The 21,316-nt window shown below is 64.6% G+C and carries 19 protein-coding genes; 8 read left to right on the forward strand and 11 right to left on the reverse strand.

From position 1 onward, the window contains the following. The first annotated feature begins 89 nt into the window (after positions 1-89). Complete coding sequence (locus tag AEQU_RS08795) at positions 90-1,856, forward strand: bifunctional aspartate transaminase/aspartate 4-decarboxylase (protein WP_022740576.1); 1,767 nt, start codon at positions 90-92, stop codon at positions 1,854-1,856. 3 nt (positions 1,857-1,859) lie between these two features. On the opposite strand, the gene arcC is transcribed toward AEQU_RS08795, so the two are convergent. After that, on the reverse strand, positions 1,860-2,825 hold the full coding sequence (gene arcC / locus AEQU_RS08800; RefSeq protein ID WP_022740577.1) for a carbamate kinase: 966 nt from the start codon (positions 2,823-2,825) through the stop codon (positions 1,860-1,862). A gap of 286 nt (positions 2,826-3,111) precedes the next feature. On the opposite strand from arcC, the gene AEQU_RS08805 reads away from it, so the two are divergent. Then, complete coding sequence (locus AEQU_RS08805) at positions 3,112-3,756, forward strand: GyrI-like domain-containing protein (RefSeq protein WP_022740579.1); 645 nt, start codon at positions 3,112-3,114, stop codon at positions 3,754-3,756. A gap of 67 nt (positions 3,757-3,823) precedes the next feature. On the opposite strand, the gene AEQU_RS08810 is transcribed toward AEQU_RS08805, so the two are convergent. Next, positions 3,824-4,264 (reverse strand): GNAT family N-acetyltransferase, encoded by a 441-nt coding sequence (locus AEQU_RS08810; RefSeq protein ID WP_022740580.1) that lies wholly within the window; start codon positions 4,262-4,264, stop codon positions 3,824-3,826. A 602-nt stretch (positions 4,265-4,866) separates the two neighbouring features. Here AEQU_RS08810 and AEQU_RS12760 point away from each other — a divergent pair. Both AEQU_RS12760 and AEQU_RS08820 read left to right on the forward strand, forming a co-directional pair. Next, positions 4,867-5,082 carry a helix-turn-helix transcriptional regulator gene (locus AEQU_RS12760; RefSeq protein WP_022740581.1) on the forward strand — a complete coding sequence of 72 codons (216 nt, stop codon included), beginning with the start codon at positions 4,867-4,869 and terminating at the stop codon, positions 5,080-5,082. 141 nt (positions 5,083-5,223) lie between these two features. Next, the gene (locus tag AEQU_RS08820) at positions 5,224-5,787 is read left to right on the forward strand and encodes a hypothetical protein (protein ID WP_022740582.1); all 564 of its coding nucleotides are present in this window, start codon (positions 5,224-5,226) and stop codon (positions 5,785-5,787) included. A gap of 73 nt (positions 5,788-5,860) precedes the next feature. Here the strand turns inward: AEQU_RS08820 and AEQU_RS08825 are convergent, their stop codons facing one another. From AEQU_RS08825 to AEQU_RS08840, 4 genes are all read right to left on the reverse strand, one after another. Then, the gene (locus AEQU_RS08825; protein WP_022740583.1) at positions 5,861-7,945 is read right to left on the reverse strand and encodes a SulP family inorganic anion transporter; all 2,085 of its coding nucleotides are present in this window, start codon (positions 7,943-7,945) and stop codon (positions 5,861-5,863) included. 521 nt (positions 7,946-8,466) lie between these two features. Beyond that, positions 8,467-10,191, reverse strand: a complete 1,725-nt coding sequence (locus tag AEQU_RS08830) for an FAD-dependent oxidoreductase (RefSeq protein WP_022740584.1) — start codon at positions 10,189-10,191, stop codon at positions 8,467-8,469. 127 nt (positions 10,192-10,318) lie between these two features. Beyond that, positions 10,319-11,791, reverse strand: coding sequence for a helix-turn-helix transcriptional regulator (locus tag AEQU_RS08835; protein WP_022740585.1), 1,473 nt, complete (start codon positions 11,789-11,791; stop codon positions 10,319-10,321). A 189-nt stretch (positions 11,792-11,980) separates the two neighbouring features. Further along, positions 11,981-12,670, reverse strand: coding sequence for a hypothetical protein (locus tag AEQU_RS08840; protein WP_022740586.1), 690 nt, complete (start codon positions 12,668-12,670; stop codon positions 11,981-11,983). 271 nt (positions 12,671-12,941) lie between these two features. Here AEQU_RS08840 and AEQU_RS12635 point away from each other — a divergent pair, with 271 nt between their 5' ends. The 4 genes from AEQU_RS12635 to AEQU_RS08860 are packed head-to-tail and all read left to right on the forward strand — an operon-like array spanning position 12,942 to position 16,348. Next, the gene (locus tag AEQU_RS12635; RefSeq protein ID WP_022740587.1) at positions 12,942-13,373 is read left to right on the forward strand and encodes an NAD-binding protein; all 432 of its coding nucleotides are present in this window, start codon (positions 12,942-12,944) and stop codon (positions 13,371-13,373) included. Next, positions 13,370-13,951, forward strand: a complete 582-nt coding sequence (locus AEQU_RS08850; protein ID WP_022740588.1) for a potassium channel family protein — start codon at positions 13,370-13,372, stop codon at positions 13,949-13,951. Before AEQU_RS12635 ends, AEQU_RS08850 begins: the two co-directional genes overlap by 4 nt. Before the next feature lie 5 nt (positions 13,952-13,956). Continuing rightward, the gene (locus AEQU_RS08855) at positions 13,957-15,492 is read left to right on the forward strand and encodes a TrkH family potassium uptake protein (RefSeq protein WP_244874846.1); all 1,536 of its coding nucleotides are present in this window, start codon (positions 13,957-13,959) and stop codon (positions 15,490-15,492) included. Beyond that, on the forward strand, positions 15,482-16,348 hold the full coding sequence (locus AEQU_RS08860; RefSeq protein WP_022740590.1) for a DUF4118 domain-containing protein: 867 nt from the start codon (positions 15,482-15,484) through the stop codon (positions 16,346-16,348). The genes AEQU_RS08855 and AEQU_RS08860 overlap by 11 nt, the downstream gene beginning before the upstream one ends. A gap of 56 nt (positions 16,349-16,404) precedes the next feature. Here AEQU_RS08860 and AEQU_RS08865 read toward each other — a convergent pair whose 3' ends face one another. The 5 genes from AEQU_RS08865 to AEQU_RS08885 all read right to left on the reverse strand — a co-directional run bounded on the left by AEQU_RS08865 (position 16,405) and on the right by AEQU_RS08885 (position 21,284). Further along, positions 16,405-16,698, reverse strand: a complete 294-nt coding sequence (locus AEQU_RS08865) for a ferritin family protein (protein WP_022740591.1) — start codon at positions 16,696-16,698, stop codon at positions 16,405-16,407. Between the two features lie 277 nt (positions 16,699-16,975). Further along, positions 16,976-17,452, reverse strand: coding sequence for a YbaN family protein (locus tag AEQU_RS08870; protein ID WP_022740592.1), 477 nt, complete (start codon positions 17,450-17,452; stop codon positions 16,976-16,978). A gap of 319 nt (positions 17,453-17,771) precedes the next feature. Then, a complete protein-coding gene (gene nagB / locus AEQU_RS08875) occupies positions 17,772-18,500 on the reverse strand; it encodes a glucosamine-6-phosphate deaminase (protein ID WP_022740593.1) in 729 nt (242 codons plus the stop codon). 76 nt (positions 18,501-18,576) lie between these two features. After that, on the reverse strand, positions 18,577-20,277 hold the full coding sequence (locus AEQU_RS08880; protein ID WP_022740594.1) for a SulP family inorganic anion transporter: 1,701 nt from the start codon (positions 20,275-20,277) through the stop codon (positions 18,577-18,579). Positions 20,278-20,483: 206 nt separating this feature from the next. Beyond that, positions 20,484-21,284 (reverse strand): SDR family NAD(P)-dependent oxidoreductase, encoded by an 801-nt coding sequence (locus tag AEQU_RS08885; protein ID WP_022740595.1) that lies wholly within the window; start codon positions 21,282-21,284, stop codon positions 20,484-20,486. Between the last annotated feature and the right edge of the window lie 32 nt (positions 21,285-21,316).

Here is a 21,316-nt window from a genome sequence, read left to right on the forward strand (position 1 = left end):
GGTTCTCACTTTCCTTACAGGTGATGGCACGTGAGGGGCATCAGCGCTCGCGCGCGGCACAATGGGGCCAACGCGAGAAAGGACGCCCCATGAGCACTTCCACCCCTTCGACTTCCCACGGTGCCGGCACCGTCAGCACCGCTTTTCCTGCCAGCGGCTCGGCCAGCCCGGTTGCCACCGCTAATGCCGCCGACGCCGCCACCGACTCCCCCGCCGCCATCGAGGCCGGCATCAAGGCCAACGACGATCGCACCTTCGAGGAATCCCTCGGGGCCATGTCGCCCTTCGAGGTGAAAAACCTCCTGGTGAAGATGGCCAAGAAGGGCGATGAGGGCACCACGCGCACCCTGCTGAACGCCGGGCGCGGCAACCCGAACTGGATAACCACGCTGCCCCGCGAGGCCTTCTTCCTGCTGGGAAGTTTCGCCATGGAAGAAGCGCGCCGCACCATGGACGAGCCGGACTACGACCTGGCCGGCATGCCCGCCGCCGACGGGGCCGCCGCGCGCTTCCTCGCCTTCCTCGACGAGCACGACCGCGAGAGGCCGGCGCAGTTCCTCAAGCGCGCCTGGGACTACCTGGATGCCGAGGGCCTGGCCGGCGACGAGCTCGTGCACGAGTGGACCGGCGGCATCGTCGGAGACGAGTACCCCATGCCCGACCGCATCCTGCGCTACACCCAAGAGATCGTCAACCGTTACCTGGTGAAGGCCCTGGACGACGGCCACGCGCCCGCGACCCCCTACGACCTGTTCGCCACCGAGGGCGGCACGGCGGCCATGTGCTACCTGTTCTACAGCCTGAAGTGCAACTTCCTCGTGAAGCCCGGCGACCGCATCGCGCTTATGACCCCCATCTTCACGCCGTACCTAAACATCCCCACGCTGAACGATTACGATCTGGACGTCACCTATATCCAGGCGAACACCATCGATGCGGATGGGCTGCACACTTGGCAGTACCCCGACAGCGAGCTGGAGAAACTACGCGACCCGTCCATTAAGCTGTTGTGTCTCGTGAACCCGTCCAACCCGCCGTCGGTGGCCTTGGACGATGCCTCGCGGGCCAAGCTCGTCAGCCTCGTGAAGAACGAGCGGCCCGACCTCATCATCATCAGCGACGACGTCTACGGCACCTTCGTCCCCCACTATCGGTCGCTTCTGGACGATCTGCCCTACAACACCGCCTGCGTGTACTCGTTCTCGAAGTACTTCGGAGCCACCGGCTGGCGGCTGGCCGTCATTGCCACGGCGCAGAAAAACGTGTTCGACGACCTCATCGCGAAGCTGCCCGACGACAAGAAGCGGGCGCTCGCGAACCGTTATGCGTGCCTCACCGACCATATCGAGAAGGTGAAGTTCACCGACCGCATGGTGGCCGACTCGCGACTGGTGGCCTTAAACGGCACGGCGGGGCTCGGCACACCCCAGCAGGTGATGATGTCGCTGTTCGCGCTGTACTGCCTGCTGGACGATGCCGACGTGTACCGCACGAAGATGCAGCAGCTCGTGCAGCACCGTCTAGGCCTTCTATGGAAGAGCCTCGGCTGGACGCTGGAGCCCGACCCCGAGCGCGCCGGCTACTACTCGGTGATCGACCTGGGAATCTGGGCCACGCGCCTGTACGGTGCCGACTTCTTCACGTGGCTGAAGAAGAACTACGACTCGCTGGACATCGTAGTGCGACTCGCCCAGGACACCGGCGTCGTGCTCATGGACGGCCACGGCTTCGACGCCCCGGAATGGTCGGTGCGCGTATCGCTGGCGAACCTGAACGCCGACGACTACATCGCCATCGGCCAGCGCCTCTCGGCCATGCTGGCCGACTACGCCGAGGTATGGAAGACGGAGAAGTAGCCGCTACTTCTCGTCAGCCACGATAAGCGTGCCGGTTTCGCCGCGCAGGCCGGCGGCGGCGTGGTCGAGCGAGGTGATGACGGCGCGGCCGCCCGGGTGCGCCTCGACGAACTTCACGCAGGCCTGCACCTTCGGCAGCATGGAGCCGGGCGCAAACTGCCCCTGCTCCATATAGGCGCGGGCCTCGGAGACGGTCATGGCGTCGAGGGCCTTCTGCGTCGGCTTCCCGAAATCGAGGTAGACCTTCTCCACCGCCGTCAGAATGACGAGGATGTCGGCCCGCACGCGCCAGGCGAGAATCGCACTCGTGAGGTCCTTGTCCACAATGGCGTCCACGGCGGTATGCACCCCGTCGCGCACCGTAACGGGGATGCCGCCGCCCCCAGCCGCGATCACCACGCAGCCGTCTTCCATAAGGTCGCGGACGGTTTCCAGCTCCACGATATCCTGGGGCACGGGGCTCGGCACCACGCGCCGCCAGCCGCGGCCGGAGTCCTCGCGCACCTGGTATCCCGTGGCCTTCGCGAAGGCGCGGGCCTCGGATTCGGTCATGAAGGCGCCGATGGGCTTCTCGTAATCCTTGAAGGCGGGGTCATCGGCGTCGACCACCACATGGGTCGGCACGTTGGCCACCTCGCGCATGATGTCCTGCCGGTGAAACTCGTTGCGCAGCGCGCAGGAGAGCTGAGCGCCGATGTATCCCTGGCTCATGGCGTTGCAATCGGAAAGCGGCATAGGCGGCACCTGGGCGTCCTTGTCCTTCGACGCCACTTCGAACGCCTCGTCGATGATGCCGACCTGCGGGCCGTTGCCGTGAGTCACCACAACGTTGATGCCCTCTTTCACCATGCGGGCGAGATTCTTCGATGCGCCCTCCAACAGCTTCAGCTGCTCGCCCGGCGCATCCCCCAGGGCATTGCCGCCGAGGGCCACCACCACGCGCTTGCCGTCCAGTTCGCTCTGCAGCATGTTCGCAACTCCCTCCTCAGGTTTCGCTCCACCGTAGCAAAGGCGAGGCAGAAGACGCTTTGCGAACGGCAAGCTGGCACGGGGCCGTTGCCGATTGCGCCGATGGGAGGGACGCCGCCACGCGATCGCCTAGGCCGCCGCCTCGATCGTCGGAGGAGGTCGACGCGAACGGCGCGCGAAGACGCGAGGCGCGCCGAAGCCGCACGCCCTTGGCGAGTATCCGACCCGCAGCCTGTGGTAGCATAGCGCTATCCGCCAATGCACCCTTACATCGGAAGGAGCTTCCGTGGCGTTCGATTTCAAGAAGGAATACAAGGAGTTCTACCTGCCGAAACGCACGCCGGAACTGGTGAGCGTGCCGCCGATGACCTTTGTGGCCGTGCGCGGCGAGGGCGATCCCAACGTGGAGGGCGGCGCCTACAAGGAGGCTGTCGGCGTGCTGTACGCCATCGCCTACACTATCAAGATGTCGAAGATGGGCGATCGCCGCATCGACGGCTACTACGATTTCGTGGTGCCCCCGTTGGAGGGCTTCTGGTGGCAGCCGGGCGTGGAAGGCGTCGACTTCGCGCATAAGGCGACGTTTCACTGGATTGCCGCCATCCGCCTGCCCGACTTCGTGACGCCCGAGGAGTTCTCGTGGGCGAAGGAGGAGGCGGCCCGCAAAAAGGGGCTGGACACAACGGCCGCCGAGCTGCTGACCATCGAAGAAGGCCTGTGCGCCCAGATCATGCACCTGGGCCCCTACGACGACGAACCGGCCACGGTGGCGCTGCTGGACGCGTTCATCGCCGAGCAGGGGCTCGAGAACGATATGTCGGACACGGAGGCGGGGCGCCACCACCACGAGATCTATCTGTCAGATCCGCGCCGCACCGCGCCCGAGAAGCTGAAGACGGTTCTGCGGCATCCGGTGCGGCCGCGAGGCTAGCGCCCGAGCGCGAGCGCCGCGGCCTGCGAGTGGCAGTGAGCGCGGGACAGCCCGGGCGCGGCTTTCGCTAACGCATGAGCCTCATCTCGATGTGCATGACGCCGCCGTCGTCGAACTCGTCGGAGGTCTGCACGAAGCCGAGCTTCTCGTAGAACCCGCGTGCCTGCACCTGGGCCTCGATGGTGATGACGTCGGCGTCCAGCTCCTCCTGGGCCACGCGGATGGCCTCCTCCATGATGCGCCGCCCCGCGCCGCACCCGCGCTCCACGGCGATGACGCGCCCGATGGAGGCCGTCGGGTGCGTGACGCCGGCCGGCAGCACCCGCGCGTAGGCGGCAAGCGCCCCCTCATCGTTGCGGAAGTACAGGTGGATGGCCTCCTTGTCGGCATCGTCCACCTCCTGGTAGGGACTCTGTTGCTCCACGAGAAACACCGCGCAACGCAGCTTCAAAAGCTCGTGGTACTCGTCCAGGCTCAATTCGTTGAAACGTTTCGCCACCAATTCCATGCCAGCCTCTTTCCTGATCGGACAACCGCAGAGCCCACTGGAACAAGCGCAGATTCCACGGTTGCCACGTTCTTGCTCATGGGGCTATTGTATCGTGCCTATTCGCGAGAAGCCGCGACACTCCATCGATCGCTCCCGACAATCATCCGAGGTTGTCTGGGCAAGAATTTCGACTTGTTAGACTTCCGCCCAAACGATTGCAAGACTTTGCCTGATCGCCCCTTCCCGGAATATAGCGCGATCAGGCATTTCTTCAGTCGTCTTTTACGCAGCTCCCTCCGAGGCCGACGCGCGGCCGCAGGAAATGTCTAACAACTCGGAATTTTGTCCTGTGCAAAACACTTCTCTTGTCTCCAAGGGTCACCTCACCTCTTGACAACTCAGGAATGCAATATATAATTTGCAAATGGAAGATATATCTTGCATTACCCAAGAAGCGCGAGAGGGATCCAAGAGAGCACCCATTCAAGCGCAACATGGTAGCCAGCGATCCCGACGGAATGGTCAGCGATCCCGACGGGATGGTCAAGGCGCTCGGATCCAGAGACGCGCCATCCAAGCGCAACCTGGTAGAGGGCGCGCAGAAAGGAGCAAGGCATTTCGTGAACGAAGAGAAAAACCTGCGGATGAGGGACGCCCGCACGCGGCTCGGCCTTTCCCAGACTGACCTGGCCGAGCGCGTGGGCGCCACGCGGCAGACGATCGGACTTATCGAGGCGGGGCGCTACAACCCAAGCCTCAAGCTTTGCACGGCCATCTGCAAAACCCTGGGCGTCACCCTGAACGACCTGTTTTGGGACGAGGATGCCGCCTCGTAGGCAGCGCTTGCGCCCGGAACAAAACCACATCGCATTGGCAAGACCGGCGAGCGCAAAGTCACTTCGCCGCACAATCAACTGTCATTCGACGTGGAGTTATCCCCCTGCAACGGCACAACTTTGGAACGAGGAGGCTCCGTCATGAAAATCATCGACCGCTGGAACGAGTTCATGGGCCCGAAAGACGAGCGCCTGGCTGCGGAATCAAACCGCTGCGCCGCCGTGGGCTACACCATTCTCATCATCGGCTCGGCCCTGTGCCTGTACTACGGCATCATGTTGAACCAGGTGGCCGAGACGACCGGCCATCCCCTGCTCACACCTTTGGGACAGTCCGTCTTCCCCGTGGACACGGCCCTACTTATCATCATTCTCGCCTCGGGGCTCATCTCCACGTACTTGCAGGTGCGCAGCGGCACCTTCGACACCCATACGCGCATCGCCCAAGCGGATCGCATTCCCTGGGACTACGTGGCCTTGGTGTCGCTTCTGTGCGGCCTCGGCCTGGGCGTCACGACGACGGCCATGCGCATTCTCGCGGAAGTGCAGATCGTCGGCGTCGAGAACGTGACCTGGGGCGGCGACATCGCCATCGGCGTCGTCTACTTCACTCTGGCGTTCTTTTTGGCCTTCGGCCTGTTTGCCGCCACCTTCCACAGCGCCATCGACCGCCGTCGCCAGCTGGAGCGAGAGCTGGAAGAGTAGCCGGAGGCGCGCACCCGGGAACGCACACTCGGCACTCCCGGAAGCATCCCCACCGCCCGCTTAGGCGTGACGCTCACTGCGCCAGGGCGAACTCGCGGATGGTGCGGTCGATGGGCTCCATGAGGGCCACGGCCACCGCCTCGTCGCGGCAGATTCGCATAGCGCCGCCGCGGTAGTCGAGTACCACCTCGCCGGTCACCTCGTCCCACAAAAGCAGCTTCGAGAAGAAGTGCCCGTTCTCGTCGGCCCGCCCGCGCGCGGCCCCTTCCAAATAGTCGGCGGCGAACTGGAAGGCGCGGCGGGACTGCAGAAACGACAGCTTGCCGCGAATATCCTCCAGGAAGGGAGCGCCGTCGGAGTCCACGACGTCGCCGGCGTGGTTGCGCAAGCCGGCGATGGCCACCACCGGGCGATCGCCATCAATGATGGAAATCTCAGCCTTCACCTTCCGCAACCGGCGCGGCGCCGGCGCATCGGCGAGCCAGGTGTCGGGGCGTTGGGGCTCCATGCCGGCCGCATACTCCTCGGCCAGCGAGTGCATGGCCGTGCGCACCGACGGGTAGAACTTGAAGTCCTGCATGAGCCGGCGCAGCTCGTAGCGGGTATAGTGGTCGCTCGTCTCCTTGATGGGTCGCACGAGCTTCACGTGCACGCCGCGCGCCATGAGGGAATCCAGCGTCTCGTCCAGCTTGTCGGCGGCGGTCGTGTCGATGGTGTCGAGCTTCGACAGCTTCAGGATGAGGGCCTCGTTGCCGGCGGCGGCCGCCTCTATCTCCTCCTGGGCCTTCGCGATGTTCATGAAGGACAAGTCGCCCGAGAGCTTCACCGTGCCGAGCGCGTAGCCCACCTCGATGTCCTTCTTCGCCGGCAGGTCGTCGGGCTTGTAGGGCACCGCGCCCAGAAGCTCGGGGCCGGAGGTGTCGATCTTCTCGCGGCCGGCACGCAGGGCGAGCGCCAAAATGAAGCCGCCCAGAATGCCCGCCACGGCGCCGAGCAAAACGACGAGGGCCGCCGAGGCGGCAAAGACCATGAACTCACGGCGCGTTTTGAAGGCGTAAGTGGTGATCTTCCCGAAGTCGACGATGTCGAGCAGGGCCACCACGACGATGGCCGACAAAGCGCAGCGGGGCAGAAAGCCCATAAACGAGCCGGCAGCGAAGGCGACCACGGCCACGATGAGGGCCGAGAACACGCTCGCCATCTGGGAGAGGGAGCCCGAGGCGATGCCGGCGGCCGTGCGCGACATGGAGGCCGAGCACGGCGGGCAGCCGATGAGGCCCACGAACGCGTTGGCCAGACCGAAGGTGCGCATCTCGCCGTCGGGGGACGGCGCGGGGGCGTCGCCCGCCGAGAACGCCTCGACGCACAGCAGGGATTCCAGCGACACCACCACCGCGATGGCGAAGGCGGCCAGGAGCAGCGCCACGATGTCGAGACCCTCGGGCAGCACCGTCGCGATATGGGGAAGCGTGCCCGACACCTGCAGGAGAAAGACGATGGGAAGCCCCGCCGCCGCAAGCCCGTTGCACAGCAGAGCGGCCGCGACGAGCACCACGATGGCCGAGGGCACTTTCGGGAAGAAGCGCTTCAGGAGGTACATGCCGGCGATGCACAAGGCCGACACCACCGCGCAGGCCCACGAGGCGCCCGGCAGGCACGAGGCAATGGCGGCGACCTTCGACACAATGGTGCCGGAGGTGTCGGCCGTCGTGCCCAGAAGCAGCGGGATCTGGCCGATGACCACCGTGATCGCGATGCCGAATATGAACCCGTGCATGACCGGCAGCGGCATGCGGCGGATGAGTCGCCCTGCCCCCGCCCAGCCAAGCAGCAGAAGGAACAGCGCCGTGAGAAGCGTGAGCAGGGGCATGGCGGCGGCGATGGCGTCCTGGCCGACGATGCCGGCAGCGGCGAGCATCGAGGCGGTCATAGCGGCGGCGGCCGAATCCATGCCGAAGACCACGCGGCGCGTGCCGGTGAGCAGCCCGAAGGCGAGCGGCGCCACGATGGAGGCCCACAGGCCATAGATGGCCGGCAGCCCCACCACCTCCGCATAGCCCATAGCAATGGGGATGGAAAGCGCGGCGATAACCAGGCCCGCGACGGCGTCCTTCGGCAGATCGGCCGCTCGATAGCCCTTCATGGCCTCAACAATCATCGCCCCACCTCGCTTTCCGTCTTCCCGCCTCGCGCTTCACGCTCCGCCCATGCGCCCCGCATGGCTGTCGCACGTGGCCTTTTACCCCACACAGCCGTCCAACACCCGACGCCACCTCTCCGCCGACTTTCGGCAATCCTCGCATCATGGGGCGCCCGTCTTCCAGAAAGGCGAGATTGTACCAGATAAATGCCGAGATCGCAGCGCTTATTCCAACGACATCCACGCCCAGGACGAAACCATGACCACACGACCACAGCAAAACCGACACGGTAGCCCGCTCGCTCCATATTTGAGAGAATCGCCCATCGCTGGCGCAGCACCTCGCAACCTGAATCGTCAATGCAACGGCCTACAACCATGCAGTAACTGCAGCGCAGAGGGTCATACGGAACGATTCAATCGTTCTAACCCGCTTAGCCGGACCGATCGCGGCACCACTCTCGCACTAGTCCGCAAAAGCAATCGTGGCGCGGCAGAAGGCCGCGCCACGGGGGGGGGAGGGAAGCTGAAAAGCGAAACTAAGCAGCTAGAAGATCCTGAACAGCTAGATAGGCGAAGGTGATGGCAGCAGCCCAATCACCGCCATAGACATGATGGGTGTACATACCGCCAGCCCACAGACCACCGGCGCATTCGCCAATCGCGTAGAGACCGGGAATGACATCTCCCTCGGGCGTGACAACTCGGGCGACCTCGTCGGTATGCAGGCCGCTACACGTGCTGAGCAGCGTCGAGCCCTCGTGGATAGCGTAGAACGGCGGCGTATCGAGCGGATAGAGGAACTCCTTCTCGAACAGCGTGTCGACGCCGCTCGCTGCATCGCGCGTGGTGCGCTCGAACGTTTCCTTCAGAGTCGCAGCGTCGACGCCCATCTTCTCCGCGAGCTCCTCCACCGTGTCGGCCTGAATCAAAGCGCCCTCCTCGATCATCTGCCCGATCACCGCCACCGACCCATCGGCGATAGTTGGATCGTTGGACAGATAGGCCGTTTTGAGCTGTGCGGCCGCTTGGGGATAATTGGCATCGAGAACCGTCCAGCAACGTCCGTGGGTCTGGTTGATAATGGCGCCACCGAGCATGCTGACGGGCACCTCCTCGTTCACGAAACGGCGACCTTGTTCGTTCACGCGAATCCAGGGAATGAAGAGGGCCGGGATGCCCATCATATGCGCATCGACTATACCGTAGCTGTTGAGTAGGGCCGAATGGGGCGCGTCGTCTTCCGCGGCTCCTACCGCAAGGCCCATCTCGTGCCCGTCGCCGGTCACACCGACGTTGGCGAATTGCACGGCGGCAATCGTGGCGTAATCGCGCGGGCGCATGTACTTCTTCATGCGCTCCATGTTCGCCGCATAGCCGCCCGTCGCCAACAGGACTCCCTTCGACGCGTTAAGCTGCGTATACGCGCCGTCGCTCCCCTTCACGACAACACCGGTCACTGCGCCGTTCCCGTCTTGCACAAGCTGCACGGCAGGCGTGTCGAAGCGAATCTCTGCACCTTGGGCCAAAGCGAGGTCGGCAATGGATTTGTGGACGTCAGCCTGCCGCTGGTTGCGTCCCCCAACCCACGTGATGTTGGCGTTGACGCAGCGCGTCCAACCCTCCATCATGATCCCGGGGAAGGCGGGGAACGTCGGCTCGGCCTCGATGCCCGCCGGCACCAGCGCGTTGTCGTAGAGCCAGTCGAACGCCTCTCCGCTGTGATGATAGAGCGCCGCGAGCTTTGGCCCGTTGGCCCGATAGGCACTCGAGGTCATGAGGGCCTCCATGAAGTCCTTGAAGGTCGGACAGGGAAACTGGTGCTGCTCCTGAACCTTCGAGTTGATAACGAAAATATCCCCGGGATTGGCAGCAGGGACGCTCATCTTCTCCACCACCAGCGTCTTAAGCCCGTTTGCAGACGCATAGGCTGCGGCGGCCGAACCAGCCGCCCCCATGCCGACGATAACCACATCCCAGTCTTCCGTCTGGGCGATGTCAGTCACGGGCTCGGACTCGAACGCCACCTCACCTTGGGGTGGCAACCAGCACTCGTACTCGGCCGTCGGATCCACGGCGCCCGTATCGGGCATGTCCGCAGTCTCGGCCTCTTCCTGCTTCATCCCTTCCTGCTTAGCAGCATTCGGCGCACAGCCGAACATACCCGCGGCACCCAAAAGGGCCGCTGCCGTCATCGATCCTTTCAGGAACGTCCGCCGCTCCATATTCGCCTCATCGATGCCATGCACGTGCGTCTCACTCATGTCGATTCCTCCTCTCCTTCTCGCCCTCCGTAACGGGCGATCCGATCATTCCCGATTCACCGGGCTGACGGAAGCATACGAGGAGGAATCTGACGCGTCATCGCTTGCGCTAGGGGAAATCGACGTATCACCCAGATTTGGGGAGAAGGCTCTCATCAGGCATTTTAATGATTTCGACCAAATCATCGCGGGAATGGATGCCGATCTTGGCATAGATGTGCTTTACATGGGTGCGCACGGTATCCTGCGAGACCATCAGGCGCTGAGCCGCCGCGGGAATGCTCCACCCTTCGCTCAAGCAAGTAAGAACCTCGGTCTCCCGATCGGTCAGCTGGTAGACATCCGCTATGGCCTGACAGCGTCCATGGAGCTCATTCTCGAGGGAGTTAGCCAAAAGCGGCGTCACGGCAATACGCTTCACAGCGAGTGCCTGGGGCTTCTGGAACGACCACGATTCACGAAAGCAGACGATAAAGAACAGGTACGAGCAGAGCGAGAGAACCACGAACCGATCGATGTCCCTGTCACCCGACGCATGTATCGCCATCGACGCGAGGGCAATTCCGAGAAAAAACGCGAGGAACACGAGAAGCGCCGCACCCCAGAATCGCAGAGACCGCGCACGGGGATCGCCAAGGCACTGGCTGAGCACATAAAACATCATGCTCACGTTGACCGTAAACGCGCCTAGCAGTACAGCGGCAGTCGCCCCCACCAAGGCATCGCCGGCAAATACCAGAAAGCAGTAAGCCAATGCCGACAGGACAGCGCAGACCTTCGCGTAAGAATAGATGCTCCGTAGGCATCCAAGAGCTGGGGTAATCGTCAAGATGATGGTCAGCGAGAGCAGCGAAAGAATATAGAGCATCGTATAGCTCGCACTCGCCAAACTCGTGGGATTCATCACAATGGGGCAGATCATTCCACCGGCGAACAACAGCGCGGTCGTCGATCCCAGCACCATGGGAAGCCGACGTCGATCCTCGGCTCCCTCTGGCAATACCGTCTCGTATTCCGTCAAAGAGGAAGAGAGACGTCGATGCGCGATGTACCACACGAGGGAAACCAGGCAGCAGAGAGCGGAACCAACGAGAGGGAACCTCTCAATGGGAAAGAACACCACAAAGGCGGCGATAAGAGATCCGGGGACGGCATGCTTCCAGAAATCGGTCTCGGAAGTGGCCCGACAGTAATCGACAATGTACAGGAACCCCATAGCCGATGCGACAGATAGGAGCGCGGCGGAGGGAATGGTCTCAATGAGCCAGAATCCACCCAAAGCTGGCACAATGGCATGGGCAGCGAAATACCACGCGATACCGGCAAGGAACAGGACGCACATGCGCAATGGCGAAGCCCAGTTCTCCATGGAAAGCGGCCGCATGACCGCAAATTGCGAGGCCATGCCCAGAACAACGAGCACTGCAACTTGGACGATCGCCCAAACGATGAAGACCTGCCCGTCTGGCTGCGCGTTGATCCGAGCAGGAATGAACGTGAAACCCGTAAGGATAATGGTCAGATTGGCGCACCAATGGAGAATAACCCAGCCATTCCCCAGCTTATAGGAAGCCGAAGGCTCCTCACGACCATCAGTCATGGCATACCTTCCTCACTGCAACGTTGTCGAAATGCCGCTCTGAATCGCAAAAGTCCAGACAGCGAAAACCTCTTCTCCCATGCAAGACGAGATGCCCGACGAGCGGACGGCAAGCAGCGTCTACGGCGAAGAGCGCCTCCCATCATACACGATGTGAACCAGCTTCGCGCTCGGGGCGCGGCATCCCGCTTATTCCAGCGGCTTGTCCGTGCCGGGGACGTCCTGGATGGTGCGCAGGCCGTTTGACGGCGGCTCGCCGAGGGGGAACCAGTACTTCCACGCCTCGAAGGGGTGGGCGCCCTCCACCCGGTCCACGTCCCTAAAGGCGTCCTTGGGGACGATGGTGTGCAGCTCGCGGCCGCTTTCCGTGAGCAGGTGGATGCCGCCGGCCGCCAGCGCCTCGTCGCAGAAGGTGAGGCAGTTGTAGGTGATGAGGTTGTAGGTGCCGGTATGCGCGCGGCGGTCCTCGGCGCAGGCCTGCACGGCGCGGAAGGTCGCCTCATCGCACCACAGGGCGATGGCGCAGTTCACGTGCTCGTTCCACCAGTTCCCCGGCTGGCCGTGCACGATCCAGCCCGAGCGCTCCCGCAGCTCGGCGAAGGTCATGGGCTCCTTGAGGTCGGCCATGATGCCCGGCGCCTCCAGCTGGCTGCTGTGGCGGTAGTAGGAGTAGGTCTGCAAGGGGCCGCCCACCGGGCCCAGCGCCAGGATGCAGTGGCCCTCGTCCCACGCCGCCTCCAGGTTGAACAGCAGGAACACGTTGTACGAGTTCGCCGGCGGCTTCGTCCATGCCGCGGGAAGCAGCGCCTCGCGCTGCTGGTTAGCGTGGCAGCGGCGAAGGGTCTCCCTCGTCTCCGCCTCCTTGAGGGAATGCACCATGGCTCTCGCTCCTCCTCTTTCGGCGGCCCCCGCCCTCCGTATCGGCGGGTGGCCGGTCGACGTCCATTATAGGGAGCGCCCCTCGGGCCCGCGCGGGCCGACCGCCATCCGTTACCGTTTCATAGGCTCTACCGCGACCTCGCCATTCGGGCGCCCTCCCAGTCCTCGGCCCCGTCACTGCTTGGTGACAGTTCGTCCTTCTCGCCTTCCTCCGCCGTTGCAATCATTAGCATTTTCCTGTGAAAAGACCTGCGCGAAGGAGGAACAAGCAGTGGCGAAGAGGGCCCGCATTATCGTGGTCGGATGCAGCCTGTTCGGGTGCGCCGTGGCCCAGGCGCTCTCGGCGGCCGGCCACGACGTCATCGTGGTGGACATGCAGGAGGACGCCCTGGACGGGCTGGGGCCCGATTTCGACGGCGAGACGCTCACCGGCGACGGCAAGAGCGCCCTGGTGCTGGAGGAGTGCGGCGTGCGCCGGGCCACCCACCTGGTGGCCGCCACGGGCGACGATGCCTCCAACCTGCTCATCGCCGAGCTGGCCAGCGAGATCTTCGGCGTGCCCCACGTGCTGCCCCTCGTGGACGACGACGCTTTGGCGGACATCCTCGACGACATGGGCATCGCCCCCATCTGCCCCCATCGCATCTGCGAGGACGAGTTCTTCCGCCTCACCGGGCTGACGCGGAAGGAGGCCGACCTATGAGGGTGGTGATCGTGGGCGGCCGCTCCCGGGCCGACTACCTGATGGGCGCCTTAGCTGAAACCGTCGACACCGTCGTGGCCATCAACGACGACCGCCGCTTCTGCGAGTACCTCTCCAGCCGCCATGACGGCACGGTGATCTGGGGCAACGGCATGAAGCTGGCCGTGCTCGAGGAGGCCGGCATCGCCGGGTTCGACGCCATCGTGGCCCTCACCGGCCTCGACGCCGACAATTTGGCCATCTGCCAGGTGGCCAAGAAGTTCCTCGGCATCCGCATCCAGCTGTGCATCGTGTCCAACCCCGAGAACACGGCCATCTTCCGCCAGCTGGGTGTCACGGCCGCCATCAGCGCCACGGCCACCTTGGCCCAGGCCATTCGCGGGGCCCTGGAGCTTCCCGACCCCGTCGGCGCGAAGGCCCGGGCCGCCACGGCGGCGGCCGTCGCTGCGGCCGAGGCCGGCAACGGCGAAGGGGACGGCGCCGATAGCACCGCCGACGACGAGGAAGACCCCGGTGCCCCCTCGCCCTTCCGCTCGATTCTGGGCTCGTGGCACCACTTGGGGAAAGAGCGCCGGTGACCGTCATGGGAAAGACGCGCGGCGACAACCTTGCGCCGGCCATCGCCCTGGGCGAGCCGGGCGGCGAGCGCTCCGGCCCCGGGCCCCTGCTCGCGCGCTACGTGGGCGTGGCCGTCATGTTCGTCGGCCTGGCGGGCTTGGCACCCCTGGCGGTGCTGCCGGCCTACCCCGACGAGGTGGCCCTCGCGCCGTGCTTCATCTTCCCCGGGATCGGCGCGGCCATGGCGGGCTACCTCGTGTACTTCGCCTCGCCCGACCCCGCCCCGGGCGCCCGCCTTACCCGCGGGCAGGCCGCCGCGTGCACGGTGCTGGTCTGGGTTCTCGCCATCGCCGTCTACGCGCTGCCCTACGTGGCCGCGGGGCTGCTCTCCCCCGTCCAGGCCGTCTTCGAGTCCACCAGCGGGCTGACCACCACGGGCTTAAGCGTGGTGGACGTGGACGCCTGCCCGGCCATCTTCCTGTTCCACCGCAGCCTCACCTGCTACCTCGGCGGTGTGGGGCTCGTGCTCATCCTCACCTGCGTGGTGACCCAGACCGGCGGCCTGGGCGTGTACAACGCCGAGGGCCACACCGACCACTTGCTGCCGAGCGCCGCCAAGACCGCCCGCGTGATCCTGCTCATCTACAACGGGCTCATCATCGCCGGCGCCGTGGCCTACTGGGCGGCCGGCATGACCCCCTTCGACGCCATCAACATCTCCATGTGCGCCGTGCCCACCGGCGGGTTCGCCACCCACGGCGAGAGTATCGCCTACTGGAACAGCCCGGTCATCGAGGCCATCACCATCGTGCTCATGGTGGCCGGCGGCACGAACTTCCTTCTGCTGTTCCTGCTGCTGCGCGGCAAGCTCAAGGCGTTCCTCACCCATATCGAGACGCCGCTGTACTTCGGCACCATCGCCGTCATGGCCCTGGTGGTGGCCGGTTTCTTCCTAGGCCAGGGCGTCAGCGGCGACGGGGCCGAGGCGCTGCGGCAGGGCACGTTCCAGGTCGTGTCGATCCTGACCTCCACGGGGTTTCAGACCATCCCCTCCTTCGCCGATCTGGGGCCGGCGCTCCTGTTCCTGTTCGGCCTGCTCATGCTCGTCGGGGCCGAGGCGCGCTCCACCTCCGGCGGTATCAAGCTCTACCGCGTCGCCGTCGCCTCGCTGGGGCTCGGCCACGATTTGCACGAGCGCTACGGTAACAAGCGCCATGTGACGAGCATCAAGATCAACCGTTTCGGGAAGCGCTCGGTGCTCACCGAGGTGGACGTGGCCGAGGCCCAGACCTACGTGGTGCTGTACCTGCTGCTGTGCGCGGCCGGTGCGTTCGCGCTCATACTCTGCGGAGCCACCCTGCAGGAGGCGGTGTTCGACTTCATCTCGTGCCTCGGCAGCACCGGCGTGGGCACGGGCTTCCTCGGCGCGGAAAGCGGCCCCGCGCCGCTGCTGATTGGGAGCGCCGGGATGCTTCTGGGCCGTCTCGAGATCATCCCCCTGTTCATGGGGGTGGGCACCTTGGCGTCGCTGATTCGGAAAGGAGTTCGCCATGGCCGCTAGCAGTCGCAGATTCCCGCTGAGAAGCTCCCTCTCGGCACGGCGCGTCCTGCGCAACTTGGTCGCCTTCGCCCTGCTCTACGGGGCCGGCTTGGCCGCCGTGTGGGGCTTCTCGCTCTTGGGGGTGAGCACGCTTGTGGCCTTCCCCGTCTTCGTGCTGGGCGTGCTCATCGCCAGCCTGGAGACCGACTCGGGGCTGTGGGGCGCCGCGCTGGGAGTGGCCTACCTGCTCTCCTACGACTTCCTGTTCACCGCGCCCCTCTTCACGCTGAAGGTGCTCAGCCGCACCGACGTGGCGGCGCTCGTCATCTTCCTCGTCGTGTCGCTCATCATGGGCGTGATAACCCACCGCATGAGCCGCCAGGTGCAGGCGGCCGAGCGCACGGCCTGCGCGCTGGGGCGGCTGAACCGGCTGAGCGTCGGGTTGCTGGAGAGCTCCACCCCGCAGGCGGCCTGCAGCTTCGCCCAGGAGTTCCTGACCCGGGTGCTGAGGCGGCCGGTGACCATCACCTTGGGGGAGCCGCCGGTCGCGGGCAGCGCGGCGGCCCGCGACTGCTACGAGCGTCGCTCGCCCACCGGCTACGGCGAGCCGGGCTGGCGGGATGCGACGGAGAAGTACCTGCCGCTCGGCATGAAGGGGCGCCTGTACGGGGTGGTGGCCATCGACTGCTCCTCGGGGGATGTGGATAGCGGCAGCCTCTCCCTCGTCAACGCCGTGGTGGCCCAGACCCTCGTGGCCGTGGAGCGCAACGAGCTGGCGGAAAGCGAGCCCGACGGTGCCGGCGTCCCAGCGGCCATATCGGCCCCGTCCAACGACAAGAGCGCTGCCGAACCGATACGTCCGACAGCGCTCTCATAGACTGATCGCGATATCCCAAGGCCAATCGCGGCGGGCCGTTCTCGGCTCCAGGCGCGCTACTTGTCCAGCATCTCGCGCACTTCGCCGCGGCCCTCGTCGTGCAGGGCCTTCTCGTCGGGCGCCAGGCGCTCCAAAAGCTCCAGCAGCTCGCCCATATGCTCGCGCTCCTCGTCGCGGATGTCGGAGAGCACCTTCTTCGCATCCTCGTTATCCGTCGCCTGGACGTGGGCGTCGTACTCGTGGATAGCCTCAAGCTCCCCGATGATGTCCTGGCGAATGGCGTTGACGAGCTCCTCGTCAGTCAGCTTGCGCGGCACTTCCATCACGAACGGATTCGAAATTGTGGCCATGACGGTTCCTTTCTCGCAGCTTCTAAAAGGCCCGCGCCTGCAACGCCTGCGATAGCGCGACGGCAAGCGCGAGGGTCTGTGGGCCATCCTAGGCGATTGGGTTGGAGCCGCAGCCCAGGCCGCCTTGTTGCCACCGACCTGTAGACACTGCGACAAGAAGCGTTGGATTAGACGGCAACGGCTCGCCCAGTCCAGGGCGTAGCGCGCCGCCGTCACCGACGTGCCGTTGGAATGCACGCTCAGATCGTCCATCACAAACGCGATCCTCATGAGGCCCTTACTCCTCGGCCGCCAGGGCGAGACCCTCGGCGGCGGGAGCGGCCGGGACAGTCTGGTCGCGCTTCGCCTCGGCGACGCGGGCTTTGCCGCGGGCGCGGGCCTCTTCCACCGAGACCGTTTCGATGCGGGCGATGAAGTACCAGATCTCGAACACCGTCAGCCCGATGAGAATGGCCTTCAGCCACCACTGCGGGACCACCAGCGCGAGCATCGGCATGGCGGTCACGCCGGGGGCAGCGCACAGGATTTTGGCCCGCAGTGTGAGCGAGCGCGTTTCCATGAAGTTGGCGATGAAGCGCTTGTACATGCGGGTTCCCTCGAACCACGTGTTCAGACGCTCGGAGCTGCGCAGGAAGAAGTACGAGGTCAGCAGCAGAAACGGCGTGGTAGGGATAATGGGAATGATGACGCCTATGCCCCCTAGCCCCAAGAACAGCAGTCCCAACCCCGCATACAGATAGCGCTTGATCGTCATTGCATCTCCCGTTTCATCCACCGACCCGATGGGCCGTCATTTCGATAGCTCGCCGTCCCAAAGGCGCAGCGTGCACCACAGTAGAGACATCTTAGCGACCAGCGCCCGGCCGCCGCATCACCCGAATGAGCTATATAGGGGAACGCGACAAGGCCCCCGCCAGCCGCGGCCATCCCATCAGCTGCGGTCGCCTTGCCTCGCAGGGGCCCGACGCGCGCTACGTGACGGCCAACGCAAAACGCCCCGCATCTTGCAGCGCGACAAAACGGCAACGTGCAAGAGCGGGGCGATTCGATCAGCCGAGAGCTGGGATCCGGCACTACTGGCAGAGGGCGCCTGCTTCCTTATCCACCACAACGGTGACGTTCGGATGGAACTGCAGGATGGAGGCGGGCACCTCGGGCGTGACCGGCCCGAAGAAGGCGCGGCGAACGATATCGGCCTTGTCGGAGCCGTTGGCGACCACGAGGATCTCCTTGGCCGCCATGATGGTACCGATGCCCATGGTGTACGCCTCGCGGGGCACGTCGTCAATGGAATCGAACAGGCGGGAGTTGGCGTTGATGGTGCTCTCCGTCAGCTCGACGCAGTGCGTTTCCTTGGGGAACTCAGGCGCGGGCTCGTTGAAGCCGATGTGGCCGTTGTGGCCCAGGCCCAGAAGCTGCAGGCCCAAACCGCCGGCCTCGGCGATGCTCTGCTCGTAAGCGGCGCATGCGGCAGCGGCGTCGGGGCAGGCGCCGTCCGGCACATGGGTGCGAGCCGGATCGATATCGACATGGGAGAACAGGTTGTGCTCCATGAAGTAACGGTAGCTCTGGTCGTGCTGCGGATCAAGGCCTCGGTACTCGTCCAAGTTGAAGCTGGTCACGTCCTTGAAGGACAGCGCGCCGGCCTCGTAGTCCTCAACCAGGCAGCGGTACAGGCCGATAGGGGTCGAGCCGGTGGCCAGACCCAGCACGCAATCGGGGTGCGAGGAAACATAGCCGCTTATCACGCGCGCGGCAGTGCGCGACATGGCCTCGTAATCTTCGGTGACGATGAACTTCATGGGAAGCCTCTCTCTTGGAGCCGCTAGAAAAAAATATGTGCGCTCATGCTAAACCATGTCCTCCCTGCAGCGGAGGTCAGCCGCGAGTTTTCATCAGGTTTTCAGTGTCTTCCTCCGCCACCAGCAGCTCGCGGGCATGGGCGATGGCGTCGTCAATGCAGCTTCGGAAGTGCTCCTCCCCCACCAGATCGACGAATCCAGCGCGGCGCATGGTCTTCATCGGCTGCTCGTTCACGTGGGAGAAGATGAGGCTCACCCCGTTCGCGCTGCAGTAGTCGTAGAGGTTCTCCAGCGCGTTCATGCCCGTCGCGTCCAGCGAGGGCACGCCGCGCATGCGGATGATCAGGTAACGCGTGAAGTCCTTCACCGAGATGTCGGCGATGCGCTCGGTCATGCCGAAGAACATCGGCCCGTTGATCTCGTACACGCGCACACTCTTCGGCAGCTCGCGCAAATGCGTGACCTCGGAATTCTCGTCGCAGTAGTACTTCCAGCCCTTGACCTCGGTCTCCTCGCTCACCATCTTCATGAACAGCACCACCGTGATGAGCATGCCCACCCCGATGGCCACCACCAGATCGAACACGATGGTCAGCACGAAGGTGAGCACGAGCGTGGCAACGGCTCCCTTCGACGCCGTCTGGCACAGGTGCGCGAAGTTGCGCCAGCCCGACATGCCGTAGGCGACGTACAGCAGAATGGCGGCGATGGTGGGCATGGGAATGAGCGCCGCATAGGGCATGAGGAACGCGAGCACGGCGATGAGCACGAGCGCATGCACCATGCCGGCGATGGGCGTTCGGCCGCCGGCCTTCACGTTGGCGGCGGTGCGCGCGATGGCGCCGGTGGCGGGAATGCCGCCGAAGAGCACCGAGGCGATGTTGCCGACGCCCTGGGCCACCAGCTCCATGTTGGCGCGATGGTGCCCGCTGATCATAGAGTCGGCCACCACGCAGGACAGCAGCGACTCGATGGCGGCCAGAATGGCGATGGTGACGCCGTTGGCGAACTGGTCGCGGAACAGCTCCAAGCTGAAGTGGGGCATATGGAAGGTGGGCAGGGCGCTGTCGATGACGTAGAGGTCGCCGATGGTGCTGACGTCAAGGCCGAGACCGCTCACCAGCGCGATGCCCGCGAGCAGGGCCATAAGCGAGCTGGGCACGCGCTCGGTCACACGCGGCCAGAGGAACAGCACCGCCAGGCAAACGACGCCCACCAGGCACGCCTGCCCGTTCACCGTGGACAAGTTGCCCGCGAGGGCGGCCAGCTTCTCCGTCGTCTCCACCGTGGCGGTGCCGGGCGGATACGTGAGGCCGAAGAAATCCTTCAGCTGGCCGATGGTCAGAGTGACGGCGATGCCCGCGGTGAACCCAGTCGTGATAGTGAAGGGCACGAAGCGGATGAGGGCGCCCAACTTGAACAGGCCCATGAAAATGAGCATGATACCCGCGATAATGGTGGCGGCGATGAGTCCTTCCATGCCATCGGTGGCCACAATGCCAGCAACGATGGTGGCGAATGCCGCCGTGGGGCCGGATATCTGCACGCGGCTGCCGCCGAGGAACGCGATGAGGAACCCAGCGACGATGGCGGTGTAGAGGCCCTGTTCCGGCGACACTCCCGAGGCGATGCCCAGCGCGATGGAAAGCGGCAGCGCCACCACGGCCACCACGACGCCCGCCACAATGTCCTTGGGAATCTGCTCCTTCAGCTCCTCTTTGCTGGAATGCTTGATGATGCTGAAAAGGATCGGCTTTAACTTATCGCGCTGCTGCATGGCGGGAAAACTCGGCTCCTTCGATCGTCGCGGGTGAAAAGACACGAGGCCGCATTCTATCGCCGACCAAAACACCCATCAATGCAAAACCCGCGTTCGGCAGAAAGTCGCCCTTCGGCGCATGAAAAACGGCCCCGCATATGGTGCGAGGCCGTCGGGCGCCGGATGCGCTCAGCTGCTCTGCTGCCGCTCGCTCGCTCGCTCTGCTACCAGGTGCGGGAGGCCATGGCGCGGAACTGGGCCACGGTGGAGACGTGGGAGTTCAGGCCGCCGTCCACCGTCACCACCTGGCCGGTGAAGTACGAACTCTCGTCGGAGGCCAGATAGACGCACATGGCGGCGATGTCCTCGGGCGTGCCGTAGCGGGCCACCTCGATGTTGTCCAGGAAGATGTCCTTCAGCGCCTGGGGCACCTTCGCCTCATTCTGCGGCGTGACGATGAGGCCGGGACGCACGCAGTTGCAGCGGATGTTTTGCTTGCCGTACTGCAGCGCCGTGTACTGGGTCAGCATGTCGACGCCGGCCTTGGCGCAGGCGTAGGCCGTCGAGCCCAAGTCGCCGCCGCAAGAGGCCATGGAGCCGATGTTGATGATGGAACCCGCGCCCTGCTCCTGCATGAAGGGCAGCACGGTCTTGGTGCAGTAGAACGTGGAGCGCACGTCGCTCGCGAACACGGCGTCCCAGTCCTCCAGGGAGATCTCGTCCACGCGGCCGTCCTTGAGCGCCATGCCAGCGGCGTTGTTCACCAGCACGTCGATGGAGCCCCAGTGCGCCTTAGTGTCGGCGAACAGGGCGTCCACCGTTTCAGGCCGGGTAATGTCCAGCTTGTGGAACCAGGCGGTGCCGCCCGCCTCGGCGATGGCGTCCACGACGGCCGCGCCGCGCTCCTCATTGCGGCCGCAGACCACCACGCGCGCGCCCTCGGCCCCGAACATCTTCGCGATGCCCGTGCCGATGCCGCTGGTGGAACCGGTGACGATGGCGACTTTGTCCTTCAAACGATCCATGGTTTCCCTCTTTCTACGCAATATGGCCAGCC

The organism is Adlercreutzia equolifaciens DSM 19450, from assembly GCF_000478885.1.
Lineage (GTDB): Bacteria > Actinomycetota > Coriobacteriia > Coriobacteriales > Eggerthellaceae > Adlercreutzia > Adlercreutzia equolifaciens.